This window comes from Jeotgalibaca sp. A127, from assembly GCF_052266745.1.
GTDB lineage: Bacteria > Bacillota > Bacilli > Lactobacillales > Aerococcaceae > Jeotgalibaca.
In genome coordinates this window covers 100,434-119,651 of the sequence record NZ_JBQPRC010000004.1, presented here as the reverse complement: position 1 = coordinate 119,651, position 19,218 = coordinate 100,434, and the positions used below count along the sequence as shown (strand labels likewise).

At 38.9% G+C, this 19,218-nt stretch carries 19 protein-coding genes; 2 read left to right on the top strand and 17 right to left on the bottom strand.

All coding sequences use genetic code 11. The features are described from left to right. Positions 1-53: 53 nt before the first annotated feature. The 7 genes from rseP to rpsB all read right to left on the bottom strand — a co-directional run bounded on the left by rseP (position 54) and on the right by rpsB (position 6,324). Positions 54-1,328, bottom strand: a complete 1,275-nt coding sequence (rseP, locus tag ACTVAI_RS06205) for an RIP metalloprotease RseP (protein WP_443474290.1) — start codon at positions 1,326-1,328, stop codon at positions 54-56. 26 nt (positions 1,329-1,354) lie between these two features. Then, on the bottom strand, positions 1,355-2,149 hold the full coding sequence (locus ACTVAI_RS06200) for a phosphatidate cytidylyltransferase (protein ID WP_443474289.1): 795 nt from the start codon (positions 2,147-2,149) through the stop codon (positions 1,355-1,357). Positions 2,150-2,157: 8 nt separating this feature from the next. After that, a complete protein-coding gene (locus ACTVAI_RS06195; RefSeq protein WP_443474288.1) occupies positions 2,158-2,910 on the bottom strand; it encodes an isoprenyl transferase in 753 nt (250 codons plus the stop codon). Between the two features lie 236 nt (positions 2,911-3,146). Continuing rightward, positions 3,147-3,701 (bottom strand): ribosome recycling factor, encoded by a 555-nt coding sequence (frr, locus tag ACTVAI_RS06190; protein ID WP_443474287.1) that lies wholly within the window; start codon positions 3,699-3,701, stop codon positions 3,147-3,149. A 2-nt stretch (positions 3,702-3,703) separates the two neighbouring features. Further along, a complete protein-coding gene (gene pyrH, locus ACTVAI_RS06185) occupies positions 3,704-4,429 on the bottom strand; it encodes a UMP kinase (protein WP_443474286.1) in 726 nt (241 codons plus the stop codon). Positions 4,430-4,525: 96 nt separating this feature from the next. Next, complete coding sequence (tsf, locus tag ACTVAI_RS06180) at positions 4,526-5,404, bottom strand: translation elongation factor Ts (protein WP_443474285.1); 879 nt, start codon at positions 5,402-5,404, stop codon at positions 4,526-4,528. Between the two features lie 137 nt (positions 5,405-5,541). Further along, the gene (gene rpsB, locus ACTVAI_RS06175; RefSeq protein ID WP_443474284.1) at positions 5,542-6,324 is read right to left on the bottom strand and encodes a 30S ribosomal protein S2; all 783 of its coding nucleotides are present in this window, start codon (positions 6,322-6,324) and stop codon (positions 5,542-5,544) included. A 303-nt stretch (positions 6,325-6,627) separates the two neighbouring features. Here rpsB and ACTVAI_RS06170 point away from each other — a divergent pair, with 303 nt between their 5' ends. Continuing rightward, a complete protein-coding gene (locus ACTVAI_RS06170; protein WP_443474283.1) occupies positions 6,628-7,248 on the top strand; it encodes a lysophospholipid acyltransferase family protein in 621 nt (206 codons plus the stop codon). A 26-nt stretch (positions 7,249-7,274) separates the two neighbouring features. On the opposite strand, the gene ACTVAI_RS06165 is transcribed toward ACTVAI_RS06170, so the two are convergent. Continuing rightward, complete coding sequence (locus tag ACTVAI_RS06165; protein ID WP_443474282.1) at positions 7,275-7,517, bottom strand: YneF family protein; 243 nt, start codon at positions 7,515-7,517, stop codon at positions 7,275-7,277. A gap of 221 nt (positions 7,518-7,738) precedes the next feature. Here ACTVAI_RS06165 and lexA point away from each other — a divergent pair, with 221 nt between their 5' ends. Then, positions 7,739-8,362 (top strand): transcriptional repressor LexA, encoded by a 624-nt coding sequence (gene lexA, locus ACTVAI_RS06160; RefSeq protein WP_443474281.1) that lies wholly within the window; start codon positions 7,739-7,741, stop codon positions 8,360-8,362. A 91-nt stretch (positions 8,363-8,453) separates the two neighbouring features. On the opposite strand, the gene ACTVAI_RS06155 is transcribed toward lexA, so the two are convergent. The 9 genes from ACTVAI_RS06155 to era form a co-directional block, all read right to left on the bottom strand. Next, complete coding sequence (locus ACTVAI_RS06155) at positions 8,454-8,966, bottom strand: adenine phosphoribosyltransferase (protein WP_443473128.1); 513 nt, start codon at positions 8,964-8,966, stop codon at positions 8,454-8,456. Positions 8,967-8,993: 27 nt separating this feature from the next. Then, positions 8,994-11,309 carry a single-stranded-DNA-specific exonuclease RecJ gene (gene recJ, locus ACTVAI_RS06150; RefSeq protein ID WP_443486169.1) on the bottom strand — a complete coding sequence of 772 codons (2,316 nt, stop codon included), beginning with the start codon at positions 11,307-11,309 and terminating at the stop codon, positions 8,994-8,996. A gap of 96 nt (positions 11,310-11,405) precedes the next feature. Next, positions 11,406-11,807, bottom strand: coding sequence for a LapA family protein (locus ACTVAI_RS06145; RefSeq protein WP_443473126.1), 402 nt, complete (start codon positions 11,805-11,807; stop codon positions 11,406-11,408). Between the two features lie 24 nt (positions 11,808-11,831). Continuing rightward, positions 11,832-12,764, bottom strand: coding sequence for a ribonuclease Z (rnz, locus tag ACTVAI_RS06140; protein ID WP_443473140.1), 933 nt, complete (start codon positions 12,762-12,764; stop codon positions 11,832-11,834). 15 nt (positions 12,765-12,779) lie between these two features. After that, positions 12,780-14,087, bottom strand: coding sequence for a GTPase ObgE (gene obgE, locus ACTVAI_RS06135; RefSeq protein WP_443473125.1), 1,308 nt, complete (start codon positions 14,085-14,087; stop codon positions 12,780-12,782). Positions 14,088-14,225: 138 nt separating this feature from the next. After that, positions 14,226-16,289, bottom strand: a complete 2,064-nt coding sequence (gene glyS / locus ACTVAI_RS06130) for a glycine--tRNA ligase subunit beta (protein WP_443486168.1) — start codon at positions 16,287-16,289, stop codon at positions 14,226-14,228. Further along, positions 16,289-17,203 carry a glycine--tRNA ligase subunit alpha gene (gene glyQ, locus ACTVAI_RS06125; protein WP_443486167.1) on the bottom strand — a complete coding sequence of 305 codons (915 nt, stop codon included), beginning with the start codon at positions 17,201-17,203 and terminating at the stop codon, positions 16,289-16,291. Before glyQ ends, glyS begins: the two co-directional genes overlap by 1 nt. A gap of 294 nt (positions 17,204-17,497) precedes the next feature. Next, entirely contained in the window at positions 17,498-18,301 is an 804-nt protein-coding gene (gene recO, locus ACTVAI_RS06120) for a DNA repair protein RecO (protein WP_443486166.1), read from the bottom strand. Then, entirely contained in the window at positions 18,294-19,205 is a 912-nt protein-coding gene (gene era, locus ACTVAI_RS06115; RefSeq protein WP_443473121.1) for a GTPase Era, read from the bottom strand. The genes recO and era overlap by 8 nt, the downstream gene beginning before the upstream one ends. Between the last annotated feature and the right edge of the window lie 13 nt (positions 19,206-19,218).

The window sequence follows — 19,218 nt, the reverse complement described above, 5'->3', positions numbered from 1 at the left end:
CAAGAGAAATCCAAAGAAATCGAATCGAAATCTTTGAATTTCTCTGTTATTTATTATCCAAAAAAGAAGCGCTGGATATCATTCCAAGTAATTAATACCATCAACATAAGAAGCAAGATGACTCCCACAAAAGTAATAATTCCTTCTTTTTCTGGTTCTAATGGTTTTCCTCGTACGCCTTCTATCACATTAAGAAGAAGTTTACCTCCATCCAAAGCTGGGATTGGGAGTAGATTGACGGTACCCAAATTCACACTTAAATAGCCTAGAAAGCTGACAATACTCAAAAATCCGTAACTCGCAACTTCTTCAGTAGCCGCATAGATTGCCAACGGACCACCAAAAGCATTGATATTAAATCCTTTCGTAAACATTGAAGCCACTAAGCCAAAGATAGATGTGATAATCGTCCAGGTTTGAACAAAACCGGATACTATTTTGGCTTGAAAAGAAGTATCAAATGCTTGATAAACGCCTAACTGGCCGTACTCGGTTCCATCTTCAGCCGTTTGTTTTTCAGGAACAACAGTCACCGTTTCGACTGCTCCCCCTTCCACGGGTTGAACAAGCAATTCCACTTCTTCTTCAGGATTAGCTTGAATATTTTGAACGAGCTGGATCCATGTTGAAATCTCTTCTCCATTTACTGACTCAATGCGGTCACCCCGAGCCAAACCTGCAGTAGCAGCGGGACTGTCGGCTTCAATTTCACCCAAGATGCTGTCGTTAACTGCTACCCCACCCTGGGCAAAAGCAAGGATGGTATACACAATAATCCCTAAAATAAAATTGTTCATGGGACCTGCAAAGTTTGTCATCATCCTCTTGCCAAGTGGCGCCGATTGGAATTGTACATCCAATGGGGCAACCTGCACTTGGGTACCATCTGCCTCTGTAATGAGTGCATCACGGTTGACGGTATAACGAACGAGCCCGTCCTTGCCGGGAACATTTCCTTCAAGATACATTGTTTCGTCAAGGTCATAACCGATAAGTTCCATCGGCACGCCCTCCAATTGTTCTTTATCACTTAAGTCAATATGAGTGATTCTCTCATTTTGATCGAGCAGAATTTTGACAAGCATCCCGGCTCTTAACTCAGTCTCATCATCACCGTATCCGGCCATTCGCACATATCCACCCAATGGTAATAAGCGTACAGTATATGTGGTGCCATTTTTCCGATGTGAAAAGATTTTTGGACCCATTCCAATTGCGAATTCGCGTACTAAAATCCCGGCTTTTTTTGCAAAGTAGAAATGTCCAAATTCATGGATAATCACCAAGATACTAAATATAATCAAGAATATCAGAATTGTTTGTAACAAAAAAAGCACATCCTATCTATCTAAGCTCAGTGAACGAAATGCAGAATAATCTGGAACAGTGGCATTACAAACAATGTACTGTCAAATCGGTCTAAAATTCCGCCATGTCCTGGTAATATTTTACCGGAGTCTTTGACACCGAAATACCGTTTATAAGCTGATTCAGTTAAGTCGCCTAATTGTCCTACAATTGATAAAAGGACAGCAATCAAGATAACAATAGGGACTGAAAAATTTAATGGATTATAAAATTGAATGAAAATTAATGAAACAAGAACGGCAGTAACAACACCACCTATTGCTCCTTCAATGGATTTGTTGGGACTGATAATAGGTGCTAACTTATTTTTTCCGAAACGCATGCCTATCAAATAAGCACCAATATCTGTTGCCCAAATAATGGACATCACGAACATCACCATCAGAAATCCAATCTTAGCCGTTTCATAAAAATAATGGAATCCCGTTCCAATATACAATGATGATAACAAGAATACCCCGGCATCATCAAATGTAAAAGTATTGTTTGATAAAACAGTCATGACCAACAAAGACATGGCATAAACAAAATATACATGCCAAATACCGAGACCATCCAACATAAACGTTAAATATTCTGTCGGTAGCATAATCAAAATAGTAATGAAGGTCGTAAATAATCCTATCAAACTGAAAAATGGAATTTTTTTCATTGAAAATATTTCAGACAGCCCTATAATACCCAAAATCAGGGTACCGATCAGAAGCGGCCACGAACCATACCAAACAATCGGTATAAAAATTACAAAAGCCATTAATGCAGTAATAACTCTAGTTTTCATATTCCACCTCACAATCCGCCATAACGGCGATGGCGATGTTGATAATCTGCTATAGCTTTTTCTAGGGATTCAGCAGTAAAATCGGGCCAAAATTCTTCCGTAAAGTACAATTCACTATAAGCAATCTGCCAAAGAAGAAAGTTACTGATTCGCACTTCACCACTTGTTCTAATCATGAGTTCGGGATCACGATTTTCCCCAAGCTGCCCCGTAAACAATTCATTAGAGATGTAATCTTCAGTAATATCATCCAAGTCTATTTCCTTTGAGGATACTTTTTCAGCTGCTTTCTTTACCACTTGTGTAATTTCTTGACGAGAGCCGTAATTTAAAGCGAAGTTTAAGATCATACCGGTGTTGTCTTTAGTCTGATCAACGGCCTGCATGACCTTTTCTTTAGTACTTGCCGGTAGTTGTTCCCCCCACCCAATTGCATTCACCCGAATATTATTTTCAATTAATTCCGGCATAAAAACATCGAAGAAGTCAATTGGCAAGTTCATCAGGAAGGATACTTCTTCCTCGGGACGTTTCCAATTTTCGGTCGAAAAAGCATATAGTGTCAAAACCTTAACGCCAAGTTTATCCGCATGTAGGGCAATTTTTTTTACAGTATTCATTCCCTCTTTGTGCCCAAATACTCGCGGCATCATACGTTTTTTTGCCCATCTGCCATTGCCATCCATGATGATAGCTATATGGGAAGGAATTAACCCTTCTTTATCAAACGGGTAGGTTTTCTTTTTTTCAAAAAAAGCCATATCTCTGTACCTACTTTCAACTAGTTAACTCATTTCATTTTAGCAAACAATCACCTGTTTACCAACCAAGAATATATTATTTGTTCCTTAAATTGTGTCACTAAGAAAAGGTTTTTGGTTGTTTGGAGTTGGTGAAGGAACTACCTTCGGGATTTCCGATAAAAATACCTATCAACACCATAAATGATAAATCCAAAGAAAAAAGCCTGGTTTTAGACCAGGCTTTAGGCTCGAGGTTATTTATCTAACAATTCTTTTTCCTTGTTAGCTGCAATTTCGTCAATACGTTTCGTACTTGCATCCGTCAATTCTTGAACCTTTTTCTCATGAGTGTGTAGCTCATCCTCAGTAATATCGCCACTTTTTTCAGCTTTTTTCAAAGCGTCAATAGCATCACGACGAATATTACGCACAGCAATTTTAGCATTCTCGCTATTTTTCCCTACGAGCTTAGCTAGTTCTTTTCTTCTTTCTTCAGTCAATGCAGGAATAACCAAACGAATCAATGTGCCATCATTCGTTGGGCTGATTCCCAAATCGCTTTGGTAAATTGCACGTTCGATATCAGATAAAACTGATTTATCGTATGGTGTGATGGTTAACATTCTGGCTTCCGGAACATTCACGGATGCAAGTTGATTAACTGGTGTTGGAGCACCATAATATTCAACTTCAATCCGATCCAAAAGGCTAGCATTAGCAACGCCGGCACGAATTGAACCCAGTTCACGTTCTAGTGATGCTTCTGCTTTTTTCATCCGATCAGATGCATTATTTAAAATATCTTTCATGACTATTTATTCCCCCTAACAGTTGTGCCAATCTCTTCGCCCATTATAACACGAAGAATATTGCCTGGTACATTCATATTAAAGACAACTAAAGGAATATCATTATCCATGCTCAATGAACTTGCAGTTGAATCCATTACTTGTAAACCTTTTGAAATAACATCCAAATGAGTTAACTCAGTAAATTTGACTGCATTCTCATCTTTTCTTGGATCAGCTGAATAAACGCCATCCACGTTATTTTTGGCCATCAAGATGACATCAGCGTCAATTTCTGCTGCACGTAAAGCAGCTGTAGTATCTGTTGAAAAATATGGATTGCCCGTTCCACCTGCAAAAATAACAACTCTACCTTTTTCCAAATGGCGCATTGCTTTTCTACGGATATATGGTTCTGCTACTTGACGCATTTCAATTGAAGTTTGTACACGTGTAGGAACACCTTCATTTTCAAGTACATCTTGTAGTGCCAACGAGTTCATTACCGTCGCCAACATCCCCATATAATCAGCTTGTGCGCGTTCCATACCCATTTCAGCACCTGTAGTGCCACGCCAGATATTTCCACCACCGACGATAATTGCGATTTCGATACCAAGTTTATGAATTTCCTTGATTTCTTTAACCATCTCTTTGATAACCGGTGGATTGATTCCGAAACCTAACTCACCGGCCAAGGCTTCACCGCTTAACTTTAAAATGACGCGTTTATATTTTGGTTGACCCATGATAATTCTATCCTCCATTGATAAGTTCAGAAATCTTTTTCCAACTATATATTGAGAGAGCCTGAGACATTTGCCCCAGGCTACTCATAAAGACCATTATTTTTTAATTTGGCTCATTACTTCTTCTGCAAAGTTTTCTTGACGTTTCTCTAGACCTTCGCCTACTTCGAAACGAATGAATGACAATACAGAACCATTTTTAGATTCAACAAATTTTGCTACAGTAGCATCTGGATCTTTAACAAATGGTTGGTCGTTTAATGAAATTTCAGCCAAGAATTTGTTCAAACGTCCAACAATCATTTTTTCAACGATGTTAGCTGGTTTGCCTTCATTCAAAGCTTGTTCTGTAAGAACTTTCTTTTCATGCTCGATTTCTTCTGCAGGAACTTGATCACGAGATACATATTTAGGGTTGATAGCAGCTACGTGCATCGCAACATCTTTAGCTGTTTCTTCGTCTGCACCTTCAACTACTGTCAATACAGAAATACGTCCACCTTGGTGTAGGTAAGCGCCAAATGCTTGAGAATCAGTTTTTTCAACGATTTCAAAACGACGTAGAGAGATTTTTTCTCCGATTTTTGTTGTCGCTGTTTGGATTGTTTCATTCAATGTGCCTTCTTCAGTAGGTAGAGCTAAAGCTGCTTCTACATCAGCCGGTTTGTTAGCTGCCAACAATTCAGTTACAGATTTAACCAAACCTTGGAATTGGTCGTTTTTAGCTACGAAGTCTGTTTCAGCATTGATTTCAACAATAACAGCTGTGTTACCGTTAACTGCAACGTTTGTCAAACCTTCAGCCGCAATGCGGTCCGCTTTTTTAGCAGCTTTTGCCAATCCGTTTTCACGCAGGTAATCTACTGCTGCTTCCATGTCGCCTTCAACAGCAACTAGAGCTCTTTTAGCGTCCATCATACCAACGCCAGTCATATCACGTAATTCTTTAACTAATTTTGCAGATATTTGTGCCATTTTATAAGTTCCTCCTGTTATATGTGTTTTCATATAAAAAGCTGTCCCAAAAATAGAGAGATGCTGGCTTTTGCTGCAATATCTTTCTTATTTATGAGACAGCCATTTGGTTTCATCTTGTTAAATCGTTAAAAGGCTTAAGCGTTAGCGTTGTCGCCTTCAACAACTTCTACGATTTCTTCTAATGAAGTTGCTTCATCAGCTTTAGAAGCAAATGCTTCTTCTACTTCTTGGTCTGCACCTTGATTACCTTCGATGAAAGCATCAGCCATCTTAGCAGTAATTAATTTAACTGCACGAATTGCATCGTCGTTAGATGGGATAACAACATCAATTTCATCTGGATCACAGTTTGTATCAACCATAGCAACAATAGGAATGTTCAATTTATGAGCTTCTTGAACAGCAATTCTTTCTTTTCTTGGGTCAACGATGAACATTACATCTGGGATTCTTGGCATATCTTTAATACCACCCAAGAATTTTTCTAGACGTTCTTGTTCTTTAACCAAGATACCTACTTCTTTTTTAGGAAGTACGTCGAAAGTTCCGTCTTCAGCCATTTTTTCAATAGCTTTCAAACGTTTGATACGTTTTTGGATTGTATCCCAGTTAGTCAAAGTTCCACCTAACCAACGGTGGTTAACGAAGTATTGACCAGAACGGATAGCTTCGTCTTTAATTGAATCTTGCGCTTGTTTTTTAGTACCTACGAAAAGAGCAACGCCGCCGTCTTCAGCAACATTACGCATATAATTGTAAGCATTGTCTACCAATTTCACTGTCTTTTGTAAGTCAATGATGTAGATTCCGTTTCTTTCTGTAAAGATATATTGTTTCATTTTTGGGTTCCAACGACGTGTCTGGTGACCGAAGTGAACACCTGCTTCAAGCAATTGTTTCATTGAGATAACTGCCATGATTTGTTTCCTCCATTTTGGTTTTTATTTTTCCTCCCCTAGTATCTCCTAAAAAAGTGACTCCCGTGAGAAGCACCCACTCTCATATCAACTAAGGTGTGAAATTTAGTGCTTAAGCACCGTAATCAATTATACAAGGTCCATAAAAAAATGCAAGCAATATCTTAGCGAAAATATTATTTTTTTATGATGAATATTCGGGTGTTAATTCCCTTGTCGAAAAAGCACCATTATTCTGTCTTGAAATACACAGTTAAATAGCGCATACTAGAAACAATTCATTAATTTTGGAGGTATTCCCTGATGTTTTATAACACTGTCATTCATATCGTTAAATTTATACTTTTAATATTAAATGGTCGGATCCATGTTCAAAATAACGAAAATTTACCTAGCGACCGCACTTATGTTTTAGCAGCACCCCACCGCAGTTGGTTGGATCCAGTATTTATTGCCATTGCCGCCTTTCCTCATAAATATACGACGATGGCCAAAAAAGAGCTATTCAAAAATAAGTTTGCCGATAAATTTTTGAGGAAAATGCATGCTTTTCCAGTTGACCGGGAAAATCCTGGTCCAAGCGCTATAAAGCATCCAGTATCAGTCCTGAAAGAAGGAAAATTAAACTTTTTTATTTTCTCTACAGGCACACGCTATGATTCTGAAGTTAAAGGTGGTACAGCAACCATTGCCCGTTTGGCCAAAGTTCCGATAGTGCCAGTTGTTTACCAAGGACCATTTACATTCGGGCAGCTTATCTCCCGCCAAAAGGCATATGTCCGTTTTGCTGAACCGATTCACATTCCGGAAGGCAGGCTTTCAAAAGAACAAATGGCTGAAATAGATAATCAGCTAGAAAAAGCATTTGAAACCCTGGACAAGAAAATCAATCCACAATTTAAGCACGAATATAAAAAGAAGTGATGGGTTCCATCACTTCTTTTTTGAAATTATTTTTTATTCTTTTTGTTTGTTGATTTAGATTGTGCTTTCATTGATGCCATGATTTGCTTAACTTTACGTTCTGATGGTTTTTGGCCCATTTGCATCATCATGCCACGTAGCATATCTTCAGAAATTGGTGGGTTTTCTTGGAAATAATTCATCATATAACGACGTGCCAAGAAAAATCCGCCAACTGCGCCTAGAAGGATTCCTATTATAACAATAAATATCCAAGCTCCAGTAGTCATTTAATCTCCTCCTTCTTTAAGAAACTGTTCATTATATTATATTACAAGATTTCAGATAAAAAAGAAATAGAAACTGTGTTTTTATATATATCCGAACGACTCACGTCTAACGTCACGAGGGTGCGAATTGTTTATTCAAACAGAGACCGAACGTTTGTTTGATTTAGTTTTTTCGCTATGGTACAATAAACCTAATAAAAAATAACGGAGATGATGTGATTATGGCTGGAAGCAAGGATACTCGCCAAATGCAAGTTTTAAATTATATATATTCGCAAGTCCAGGAGAAAGGCTATCCACCTACTGTAAGAGAAATTGGAAATGCAGTTGATTTATCATCAACTTCTACTGTACATGGTCATCTGTCACGTCTGGAAAAAGCGGGATTAATATTTAGGGATCCGACAAAACCAAGAGCGATTGAAGTAACTGACCTCGGTCTAAGTAAATTAGGTATAAAAAGTGATCAAATGCCTTTACTTGGCGTTGTAACTGCCGGAGAACCCATTTTAGCAGTTGAAGAAGCAACTGATTTCTTCCCTATTCCTCCAGATTTCAAAAATATCTCCGATGATTTATTCATGTTGACCATCAGAGGGGATAGCATGATTAAGGTCGGTATCCTGAATAACGATTCAGTTATTGTAAAGAAACAAAATGGCGCTGTGAATGGCGAAATAGTTATAGCTATCACTGATGAGGACGAAGCAACATGCAAACGTTTCTTCAAGGAAAAAGACCATATCCGCCTACAACCGGAAAATGATTCGATGGCACCCATCATTTTAGATGATGTCCGTATCTTGGGTAAGGTCGTGGGTCTCTACCGTAGCCATATTAATTAATTTTAAAAAAAAAAAGCCAAAGTTGACATTTTCAGTCACTTTGGCTTTTTTCGTTAAAAAAGTTGGAACAAAAGCTCCAACTCCATATGAATTAGTATTCCATCAACGTTTTGATGTTGTAGTTTTTGATTTTTTCGCGACCGTTCAGATCCATTAATTCAATCAAGAAAGCTAAACCAACAACTTCTCCACCTAATTTTTCAATTAGTTCAACAGTTGCCAGCGTTGTGCCGCCAGTTGCTAGTAAATCATCACAGATTAAAACTTTTTCGCCTGGTTTAACAGCGTCAGAGTGCAATTGCAATGTTGCTTCGCCATACTCCAAACCGTAATCAACTTCAATTGTTTCACGAGGCAATTTACCTTTTTTACGGGCCATTGCAAAGCCACATCCTAAACCAACAGCAACCGGACATCCAACCATGAATCCTCGTGCTTCTGGACCCACTACTTTGTCAACACCCAAATCTTTTGCAAATTCAACGATTTCGTTTACTGCATAACGATATGCAGCACCATCTTGCATCAATGGAGAAATATCCCGGAAGATAATGCCTTTCTCAGGGAAATCGACTACATCAGCAATATAATTTTTTAAATCCATCATGTTTCCTCCTGTACGGAAAGTTTTTTATTTCTTCAACCAAATAGATAAATCAGCAAATGAACTATAAATGAACATTTTTTCTGATTGAATCTTTTTGTAACGTTTCTTATATACTTCTGTCTCCATCAATACCTGTTTCGGTGGACTAGGTACGGGATTAAGAACGCCGTAATCAATTGTAACAAATTTAGCTTCTAAAAACACCTGAATCACAAAAACCAAGAGATTCTTATCTATTTTTAAGAAAGCGGATAGTTCATCTAATTTTTCTTTGATAGCTATATCTTTTTTACTGTACAGATACTTGTAAACGCGAGCAAAGACCTCTTTAGTTGGCATTCCTTGAATCTGGATTAGGTCCACAGGATAAGCATAGATATAGTAATTATTGAAGGGATGATTTTTGAGGAATGTCTCTAAATTATCTAAATCAGTTGGGCAATCTAAAATAACCAAGTTTGTTAAATCCTCAGAAAAGTCTGGGATGATATCATCACTTTCGAGGAGAACTGCCACCGATTCAGTTGGGAGGTGTTCACTCATCTTTTCAAAAAATTTATTGTTAAAGAATAAATAAACACTGTTCATGTGACTTAAAGATTTGGTATCAAATTTAGATTGACGAAAGTCAAAATACTGTACGGTATCAACTTTAACATCCTTCAATTGTAGTTGAGGTTTGGATATATCACGCCAAGTATTGATGCTCAGCTCCCCTATAGCAGATATCGCTGGTTGTCCATCGAGATGTTCAGCAAGTCCACCTTTATTAAACCCAATAACATCCAAAGAATCCGAACCGGATTGAAGCATTAATTTCAAATGCTTTTGGTCTGTTCCAATCTGTTTGACATTGGCAGCCGGAATGCGATCAAACCCAAAAACCGGTTTCGGATTGTCAGTTCCAAAAGGACGTAGTAAATTAACCTCTTTTAAGAAGTCAAGTGTGACATCACCCAATTCCAAGATATCATCCACTTGGATACTATCGCCTTTTAAAATTTCTGCATGAAAGGTTTGGGCATATTTATTGATACTTTCAGAAAAATCAGGAATTTTATCTGTACTCAGACTCATTCCAGCAGCCATTTTGTGTCCACCGAACTTCAACAAGTCAGCCGCACAATGAGATAATGCTTCAAAGAGATGGAGGGCTTCTATGCTCCGTCCGGATCCTTTAGCAATACCGGTTGCTTTGTCAAAATGCAATAAAATAGTCGGCCGTCCCGTTTGTTCGACAATCCGACTTGCTACAATTCCTAAGACACCTTCGTGCCAATTCTCATCGTAAAGCACGATCACATCAGGTAATGATTCCCATTGTGCTACTTTTTGGACGGCAGATTCATAGATAGTGGAAACAATTTCTTGTCGCTTCGCATTCGTTTGTTGGATTGTTTCCACTAATGACATTAATTGGTCTTCATCGAACGACATTAACAATTCAACCCCGGGAGAAGCATCCCCCAGCCTACCAAGAGCATTCAGCCTTGGTCCAATCACGAATCCGATTGTGTCTTCATCGACTGAATCCACACTGACACCAGCTTTTTCAAATAACAAATGTAAGCCAATACGCTCGGTATTCTTTAGTGCTTGGATACCTTGCAACACAATCCAGCGATTCTCATCAGTTAAGCTCACTAAGTCACTGACAGTTCCGATTGCCGCTACGTCCATGAATTCATAAGGTACACGCTCGAATAAAGCAGCAATAACCTTCAAAGCAACGCCAGCTCCAGACAAATCTGCGAATGGATAGTTTCCCTCAGGATGTCGAGGATGAATAACACAATAGGCGTTTGGAAGTTTTTCAGGCAATTCGTGGTGATCCGTTATAATAACATCAACGTCAGCCTTCATTGCTATCTCGATTGCTTCGTGACCACTCACGCCGTTATCACAAGTGATAATGAGTTCGGTACCTTCTTCAACTAGTTTCTGAAAAACAGTCGTATTAGGTCCGTAGCCATCCTTAAAACGGTTTGGTAAATAGAAGGACACATTTCCGCCTAGAACCTCGATTGCTTCAACCAAAATGGTTGTACTCGTAATACCGTCAGCGTCATAATCCCCATAAACAACTATGGTTTCACCTTTTTCAATTGCACGTCTGATCCGATTAACTGCTTTTTCCATGTCATGCATCAAAAAAGGATCATGGAAAACTTTATCGGTTGGGTTTAGAAAGGCATTCAACTTTTCCTCTGTATCCAACCCGCGTTGAATACAGAGCTTAAGAAAGGCACCACTATAAGTCGTTTGTTGACGTAACGCACTTAATGGACTTTCATCAAACGGCTTTTCTTTTAAATTCCAATTTAGTCTTGCATTTAACAAATTCATAACTCCCTTTTAACAAGCATTAATAGAAACACGCCGACGACAAACGTTCGTAGGCGTGCTTAAGACTATTTGAAAACCATACAAGTAAAATTAAACATCTTGTTTAAAATCGTTGTAGGTTTTCGTTTGTTTTTCAGATTCGTATTGTTGAATAACAGTGTCTTTTTGAGCTATTGTTGCTTCTAATTCTTGAATACGCATTTCGTACTCTTTGTTGGCTCTTTTTACTGCTTCTTCAGTTTGGAATTCTTGATTATCAACTTTTTCGCGTAGTGATTTCAACTCTTTTTTTCCGTGTCTTACAGAAGATGACGACACAATAAGAGTCAAAATTGAGCCAAGTAATAATGAGATAACCATGACGATAATGAGTGGTGCACTCACTTCACCAAATCCGTAACTTATAGGTACCGAGTCCCCATTCAAAATTGCAAACGAGATAATAACAATTATAATCGTAATTCCTATCACTAACCGCCATTCATTTTTCATGAAAATCCCTTCCCATCCCTCAAATTAAATTTTGTCTAATTTAACATCAAATTCGTCGAAATCATTAACCAATTTTGTTTTTTTGAATACAGTTCGAGCATCGTCCTGCAATTGTTTTTGGTCTTTGCTTAAGTAACGTGAACTGATATGTGTCAAATAGAGTTGTTTAACCTGGGCTTCTTTGGCTACATGAGCTGCATCCATGCAGGTGGAGTGAAAATAGTCCCGGGCAATTTTTTGACTTTCTTTATCAAAGGTGGACTCGTGTATTAAAACATCTGCACCAAACGCTAATTCGATACTTTTTGGTGTAAAACGCGTGTCACCCAAAATAGTAATAATTCTTCCGGGACTAGCCTCTCCAATGTAATCACTGCCTTCAAAGATACGCCCGTCCTCTAAAGTAACCGTTTCACCATTCTTTAGCTTCCCATATACAGGTCCTTCAGGTACTTTATCTGCTTTTAATTTTTCTACTAAAAGCTCACCTGGATAATCCGCTTCTTGAATGCGATAGCCATAAGAAGTGATCCCATGCGCTAATTTTCCACATGTCACCGTAAAATGTTCATCCTCAAATACCACGCCTTCTTCCTCTATTTCATGGAAAAAGATAGGGTAGCGAAGATGTGATTGTGAAACGCGTAAACTGGTCAACACAAAATCCTTGATTCCTTTTGGCCCATAAACCGTCAAAGGCGTATCCCCACCTTGAAAGGCACGGCTACTTAAAAAACCAGGCAACCCGAAAATATGATCTCCATGTAAATGAGTGACAAATATTTTGGTAACTTTTCTAGGCTTCAAAGATGTTTTTAGAATCCTTTGTTGTGTACCTTCTCCGCAATCAAACAACCAAATTTCATTAATTTCATCTAACAATTTTAAAGCGATACTGCTCAAATTTCTGATTGTAGACGGAACACCTGCTCCTGTCCCTAAAAATTGTATTTTCAATTCAGACACTCATTTCTAGTCAACAAATTCAAACTCATAGTCCATAATCCGGACAATATCTCCATCTTGCGCGCCACGTGAGCGTAGCACTTCATCGATTCCCATACCACGTAATTGGCGGGCAAACCGCATCACACTTTCGTCATGAGCAAAGTTAGTCATCTTGAATAGTTTTTCAAGTTTTTCACCACTAAGTACCCACGTTGTATCTGGGTCTCTGGAGACAATAATCTCATCGCTCTCATCTTTAAGTTGATATAAAACTGAAGTCTCCAATTCTTCTTCATCAAATAATGGAAATTCTTCCGTTTTTTCAACTAGTTCAGCCGTGTAATTCAATAGAGGCTCCAAACCTTTATTTTGGTACGCTGATATTTCAAAAATTTTCGGTGCATTTTCTTCACCGTGTTTTTCAATAAGTTTCTTCCGGAATTCTTCAAGGTTCTCATCTGCACCTGGAACATCCATTTTATTCGCAACAATAACGGTCGGACGATCTAATAGACGCAGTTGATAACTTTCTAATTCTTTATTGATCGTTTCATAATCCTCAAAAGGATCACGACCTTCTGTTGCTCCCATATCTATGACGTGGAGAATAACACGAGTCCGTTCAATATGACGTAAGAATTGAATACCTAGACCAACCCCTTGAGAAGCACCTTCAATCAATCCAGGTAAATCTGCCATCCCGAATTGGATACCATTTGGAGCTTGAACCATCCCTAGGTTAGGAACAATTGTCGTGAAATGATATGCGCCAATTTTTGGTTTTGCTGAAGAAACGACTGAAAGGATGGTTGATTTCCCTACTGATGGGAAACCTACCAGACCTACATCAGCAATAACTTTCAATTCCAAATCTAAAACAAGTTCTTCACCGGGTTCGCCATTTTCAGCGATAGCTGGAGCAGGATTACGGTGCGTAGCAAATTTAATATTTCCACGACCGCCACGTCCACCTTTTGCAACAACGAGTTGCTGTCCAATTTCAGTCAAATCACCTAACAAGACTTGTGTCTCGGCATTTCGCACCACAGTTCCAGGAGGAACTTTTACGATTGTATCTTTTGCAGATTTTCCATACATCCCTTTACTCATCCCGTTCTCGCCGGGTTTACCACGAAAATGGCGATTGTAACGGAAATCTAATAACGTTCGTAAGCCACCATCGACTTCGAAAATGATGCTGCCGCCATGGCCACCGTCCCCGCCGGCCGGTCCTCCATCTGGTACATATTTTTCGCGCTTGTACGCAACCATCCCGTCCCCGCCTTTTCCAGCGATGACGTTGACTTGTGCGTGATCTAAAAACATTGACATAATAATGTCCTCTCATTTCTTATCTATTTATTAGCTATTCCTTTTGCTCATACCTAATTTACCATAATACCACAATTTCATAAAGAATATTCAATTACAAAATCGAAAGGCTGAGACATCCATCCCAGCCTTTAATCACTACTTCGTAATTAATTTCCGTACATCAGCCATTTGCAAAATGTATTGTCCTACATAAGCTAATGTATTCAAACGATTTTCTCTCAGCGAAATATCTTCTACCATAACCATGTTTTCATCGAAGTACGCTGTGATGTATGGTACTAAATCGCGTAAAGCCTGATATGCTTCTTCTACGGTCGCCGAATCCCAAACAGTAGCTAGATGATTACCTTGCGTATAAAGATTCTTCTCGCTAGACGTTTCAAGCAATTCTACCTTAACTTCGTATGGAGGCATTACTTTTTGAGATATATTGACGACACGTGCCAACGCTTCAATGACATCTTTATAATCAGCATCCGACTGATGCTCAGAAAGTGTTTGAGCCTGTTTAACAGTCATCATGATATCATCATTGTTTGCATGTAAAATGGCGTCTTGTATATCGTGGGAAATACCGTATGCTTGTAATTTTTGAAGAACGCGACTCTTCGTAAATGCGACAATCTCTTCCTTCAAATTAGTAATTTGCGCCCCATCACTTAACCCATAAATACTTCTCAAGGCATTATCAAGCACTTCTCCAAATGAGAATGACCAGCCATTCGCTTCAATGATTTGAACGATTCCCATGGTCTGACGACGTAATGCATAGGGGTCATTTGAACCCGTAGGTATCATGCCTTGCTTGAAGAAACTGATGACACTGTCGAATTTATCAGAAATTGCCAATATGGATCCTATTAGTGATTGAGGAACTGCTCCATCACTGGATAGTGGCAAATAATGCTCACGAATTGCAACTGCTACTTCAGGTTTTTCACCGGCCATGAGCGCGTATTTTTCACCCATTGCACCTTGTAGTTCAGGGAATTCAGAAACCATATTGCTGACTAAATCAAACTTATAAATATTCGCAGCCCTTTGTAACATTTCTTTTTGTTCTTCATCCAAGCCAACCATTTCAGCGATAATCTGGCTTAATTGTGCGGTGTTAGCCATCTTTTGTGCAAGCGAACCAATTTTAGCATGGAAAGAAACGGATGCTAACTTATCGACTGCAGAAGCAATAGCCATTTTCTTGTCTTCTTCATAAAAGAATAGAGCGTCTTCTAAACGGGCCGTCAATACTTTACGGTTCCCTTTTTTCACATTTTCAATATGATTCGCATCACCATTACGCACACCGATAAAATAAGGTAATAATTTACCAGTTTGATCGGTCACTTCAAAATAACGTTGATGACCCTTCATGGAAGTAATCAAAACTTCTTCTGGTAGTTCCAAGTATCTCTCATCAAAATCTCCAGCAAAAGCTGTTGGATACTCTACCAAGGAGACAACCTCTTCCATCAATGTATCATCTTCAGGGATAATCCAACCATTCTCCTGTTCCAGAACCACGAATTGTTTTTGGATCATTTCTTTTCGTTCTTCGAGATTTGCAATTACAAATTGTTCTTGTAATTTTTCTGCATAGTTGTCAGCATGATCGATGATAGCGTCCTGCCCCAAGAAGCGATGGCCACGCGAAATATTATCAGCCTTTACTCCCAGGAAAGAACATGGTACGACATCACTTCCAAACATAACCACAAACCAGTGAACAGGACGGATAAATTCAAACGTAGTTTTCCCCCAATGCATCGATACAGGAAAATTCATTGCTCCTACAACTTCAGGAATAGCTTTTAATACTTCTGCTACCGCAATCCCGGTGATTTCTTTTTTGGCATAAACATATTCCACGTCTTTGATAGATTCAAAATATAAATCTTCGGTAGAAACGCCTTGTCCTCTAGCAAAACCTTGTGCTGCCTTTGTCCAATTGCCATCAGCGTCCAACGCAATTTTTTTAGCGGGACCCTTAGCATTTTCAATAATATCCTCTTGCTTTTCAGCAACATCCTTAATCTGTACCGCTAAACGTCTTGGTGTTGCAAAAACCTGTACTTCACCAAATTTGATGCGGTTCTCTTTCAAGAAACGAGTAAGACGCTCTTGTAATTGTTCACTGCTGGAACGAACAAATCTTGCGGGTACTTCTTCTAAACCAATTTCTACTAATAATGTTTCAGTCATTATGCTTCCTCCTTCAACAAGCGTTCACGTTCACTCTCATCAAGAAGCGGATAACCCAGCTCTTTTCTCTTATCTACGAAAGCAACCGCAAGCTTACGAGCCATGTTACGGATGCGAGCGAGGAATCCTGCTCGATCAGTCGCCGAAACCATTCCACGAGCATCGAGGAGGTTAAAGGCATGCGAACATTTTAATACATAATCATAGGCTGGGTGAACCAAACCATTTTCAATTTGTTTCAATGCTTCATCGTTATAGGATTCAAATAGATTAAACAATAATTCTGGATTGCTTTCCTCGAATGAATATTTAGAATGTTCATACTCTGGTTGGTAGAAAATTTCCCCATATTTAACGCCTTCAGTCCAATCGAGATCGTAGACACTTTCAACATCTTGAATGTAGGAAGCCAAGCGTTCAATCCCGTATGTTAATTCACTCGTAACAGGGTAACAATCCAAACCGCCAACTTGTTGGAAATAAGTAAACTGGGTAATTTCCATTCCATCCAACCAGACTTCCCAGCCTAGACCGGCGCAGCCAAGTGAAGGGTTTTCCCAGTTATCTTCAACAAAGCGGATATCATGTTCCAAAGGATTTATACCTAAAGCTTCCAAACTCTTTAGATAAAGTTCCTGGATGTTACTTGGTGAAGGCTTCATCACAACTTGAAATTGATGGTGTTGGTAGAGACGGTTGGGATTGTCTCCATAACGACCATCGGCTGGTCGGCGAGACGGTTCAACATAAGCCGCGTTCCATGGTTCTGGACCAATTGCACGGAGGAATGTATAAGGGCTCATCGTACCGGCACCCTTTTCTGTATCATAGGCATTTAATAAGAGGCACCCTTGTTCTGCCCAATAATTTTGAAGTATTTGAATCATTTTCTGAACAGTCACTTTTTCTTCCATGATTTTTTCTCCTTTGTAGTCGTTTTCTGCAGATAGGCATAAAAAGACTCGTCCCTATGCTGCACGTTTGCAACATAGGGACGAGTCTAAACTCGCGGTTCCACCCTATTTCTGGTTTAACCAGCTCTTCTTTCGTAAAACTCGGATGTGCCTTTCCTGGTCGGCTGGCATCATTTGGCTCCCACTAACCCAAACTCGCTTGGATGCACTATCTCGACAGTACTCTCATCGTCAACGTTTCTATTGCATATATATTTTATAGTAAACACTCTTAAATTCAAAGTCAAGCTAAATTCAGGCTTCAGGTTCATTTTTTTTCTTGATCAAGTTGGTGAGAGCATTTTCCCATTCAAACATTTGGTCAATGTAAGATTTACTTTTTAAGCGGATGCCGACATATTCGTCATAGAGGAAATCAATGAATTCACGAATGGCTTTCTTATTGTCTTCACGAATTGAAATGTCCTCAACTTGTTCAGGTTTTATACCCAGAAAAAGACGCGAGAAATAAATGGCAGCAGGATTGATATGCAGTCGGTGAGGATCTTCATGATAATGTTGACTGCACAGAACTCCTGAATATTTAGTTGAAAAATCAAAAGGTTCTTTTTGACTTCCACATACGCGACAGGAGTCTAACTGAGGGTGTACCCCAAAATACCGTAGTATATTCATTTCAAAGATATTTACGATGATTTCTGCATCCATTCCCTCATTCATGGACCGTAAACTTTGTAAAAGAAGTGTAAACAGTTCACGATTTACCAAGCGGTCTTCAATCGCCGCATCACTAAGATTGGCCAAATATGTGGCATAAGCATTTAAATGAATATCTTCATGGATTTTCCTGAAAATGTGACTGTCTTTATAGTCACTGACAAAGCATAACCCATCTTCATTGATTGTTCCCTCAAATGTAGAATAGGTAAAAGGCAACAAGGATGACTTCAACGCATGATTTGATTTGTAATGATTGCGAATAAAGAACATGCGCTTGCCATGTTCTAAAGTAAACATTTTGACAAGCGCATCTTTTTCTTTATGTTTTCGCACCGAAATAACAATTGCGTCAAATGTTTTACTTTGATTATTAGTCATAATCTTTTTGACGGTAGCCATAATCTTGTAAATTAGATTGTTTGTCACGCCAATCGCGTTGTACTTTAACCCAAAGTTCCAAGAATATCTTATCGCCCAACATCGCTTCAATATCGCGTCGAGCTCTTGTACCGATTTCCTTCAACATTTTACCACCCTTGCCGATAATGATTCCTTTTTGGCTGGAACGATCGACAATGATTGTTGCATGAACATGGACTTTGTTGTCTTCATTTCTCTGCATGGACTCTACCTTTACCGCTACAGAATGCGGAATTTCATCATGAGTGAGTTGCAAAACTTTTTCCCTGATAAATTCAGATACGACAAAGTACTCCGGATGGTCCGTCACCTGATCGGCTGGATAGTATTGCGGTCCTTCTGGTAAATAAGACTGTATTGTTTTCAACAATTCCTGAATGTTATTTCCATTTTTCGCGGAAATAGGAACAACTTCATCAAATTCTTGGTCACTTGTGTAATCAGTGATAATTTCAAGAAGTTTCTCTGGATGAATTTTATCAATTTTATTGATGATTAAAAACTTGGGAGTTTTAACATTAGCCAAACGTTCCATGATGAAATTATCTCCACCACCACGTTGTTCCTCTGCATTCACCATAAATAAAACAATATCTACTTCTTTAAAAGTACTATAGGCACTTTTTAACATAAAATCATTCAAACGATGCTTTGGCTTGTGAATCCCCGGTGTATCAATAAAAACCATTTGAGCTGTGTCTGTCGTAATGACTCCCTGGATCTTATTACGGGTAGTTTGTGGTGTATCACTCATGATAGCCACTTTTTGTCCAACAATCTGGTTTAGTAAGGTTGATTTCCCCACGTTTGGTCTTCCGATGATGGAAATAAAACCTGACTTGAATGGTTCCTTTTTATTCATTTAATCGTCCCCT

Bases quoted from the DNA above. Each gene is read 5' to 3' on its own strand.
- ACTVAI_RS06200 (WP_443474289.1), bottom strand. From the start codon at position 2,149: ATGAAAACTAGAGTTATTACTGCATTAATGGCTTTTGTAATTTTTATA.
- ACTVAI_RS06195 (WP_443474288.1), bottom strand. From the start codon at position 2,910: ATGGCTTTTTTTGAAAAAAAGAAAACCTACCCGTTTGATAAAGAAGGG.
- frr (WP_443474287.1), bottom strand. From the start codon at position 3,701: ATGAAAGATATTTTAAATAATGCATCTGATCGGATGAAAAAAGCAGAA.
- pyrH (WP_443474286.1), bottom strand. From the start codon at position 4,429: ATGGGTCAACCAAAATATAAACGCGTCATTTTAAAGTTAAGCGGTGAA.
- tsf (WP_443474285.1), bottom strand. From the start codon at position 5,404: ATGGCACAAATATCTGCAAAATTAGTTAAAGAATTACGTGATATGACT.
- rpsB (WP_443474284.1), bottom strand. From the start codon at position 6,324: ATGGCAGTTATCTCAATGAAACAATTGCTTGAAGCAGGTGTTCACTTC.
- ACTVAI_RS06170 (WP_443474283.1), top strand. From the start codon at position 6,628: ATGTTTTATAACACTGTCATTCATATCGTTAAATTTATACTTTTAATA.
- ACTVAI_RS06165 (WP_443474282.1), bottom strand. From the start codon at position 7,517: ATGACTACTGGAGCTTGGATATTTATTGTTATAATAGGAATCCTTCTA.
- lexA (WP_443474281.1), top strand. From the start codon at position 7,739: ATGGCTGGAAGCAAGGATACTCGCCAAATGCAAGTTTTAAATTATATA.
- ACTVAI_RS06155 (WP_443473128.1), bottom strand. From the start codon at position 8,966: ATGGATTTAAAAAATTATATTGCTGATGTAGTCGATTTCCCTGAGAAA.
- ACTVAI_RS06145 (WP_443473126.1), bottom strand. From the start codon at position 11,807: ATGAAAAATGAATGGCGGTTAGTGATAGGAATTACGATTATAATTGTT.
- obgE (WP_443473125.1), bottom strand. From the start codon at position 14,087: ATGTCAATGTTTTTAGATCACGCACAAGTCAACGTCATCGCTGGAAAA.
- glyS (WP_443486168.1), bottom strand. From the start codon at position 16,289: ATGACTGAAACATTATTAGTAGAAATTGGTTTAGAAGAAGTACCCGCA.
- glyQ (WP_443486167.1), bottom strand. From the start codon at position 17,203: ATGGAAGAAAAAGTGACTGTTCAGAAAATGATTCAAATACTTCAAAAT.
- recO (WP_443486166.1), bottom strand. From the start codon at position 18,301: ATGACTAATAATCAAAGTAAAACATTTGACGCAATTGTTATTTCGGTG.
- era (WP_443473121.1), bottom strand. From the start codon at position 19,205: ATGAATAAAAAGGAACCATTCAAGTCAGGTTTTATTTCCATCATCGGA.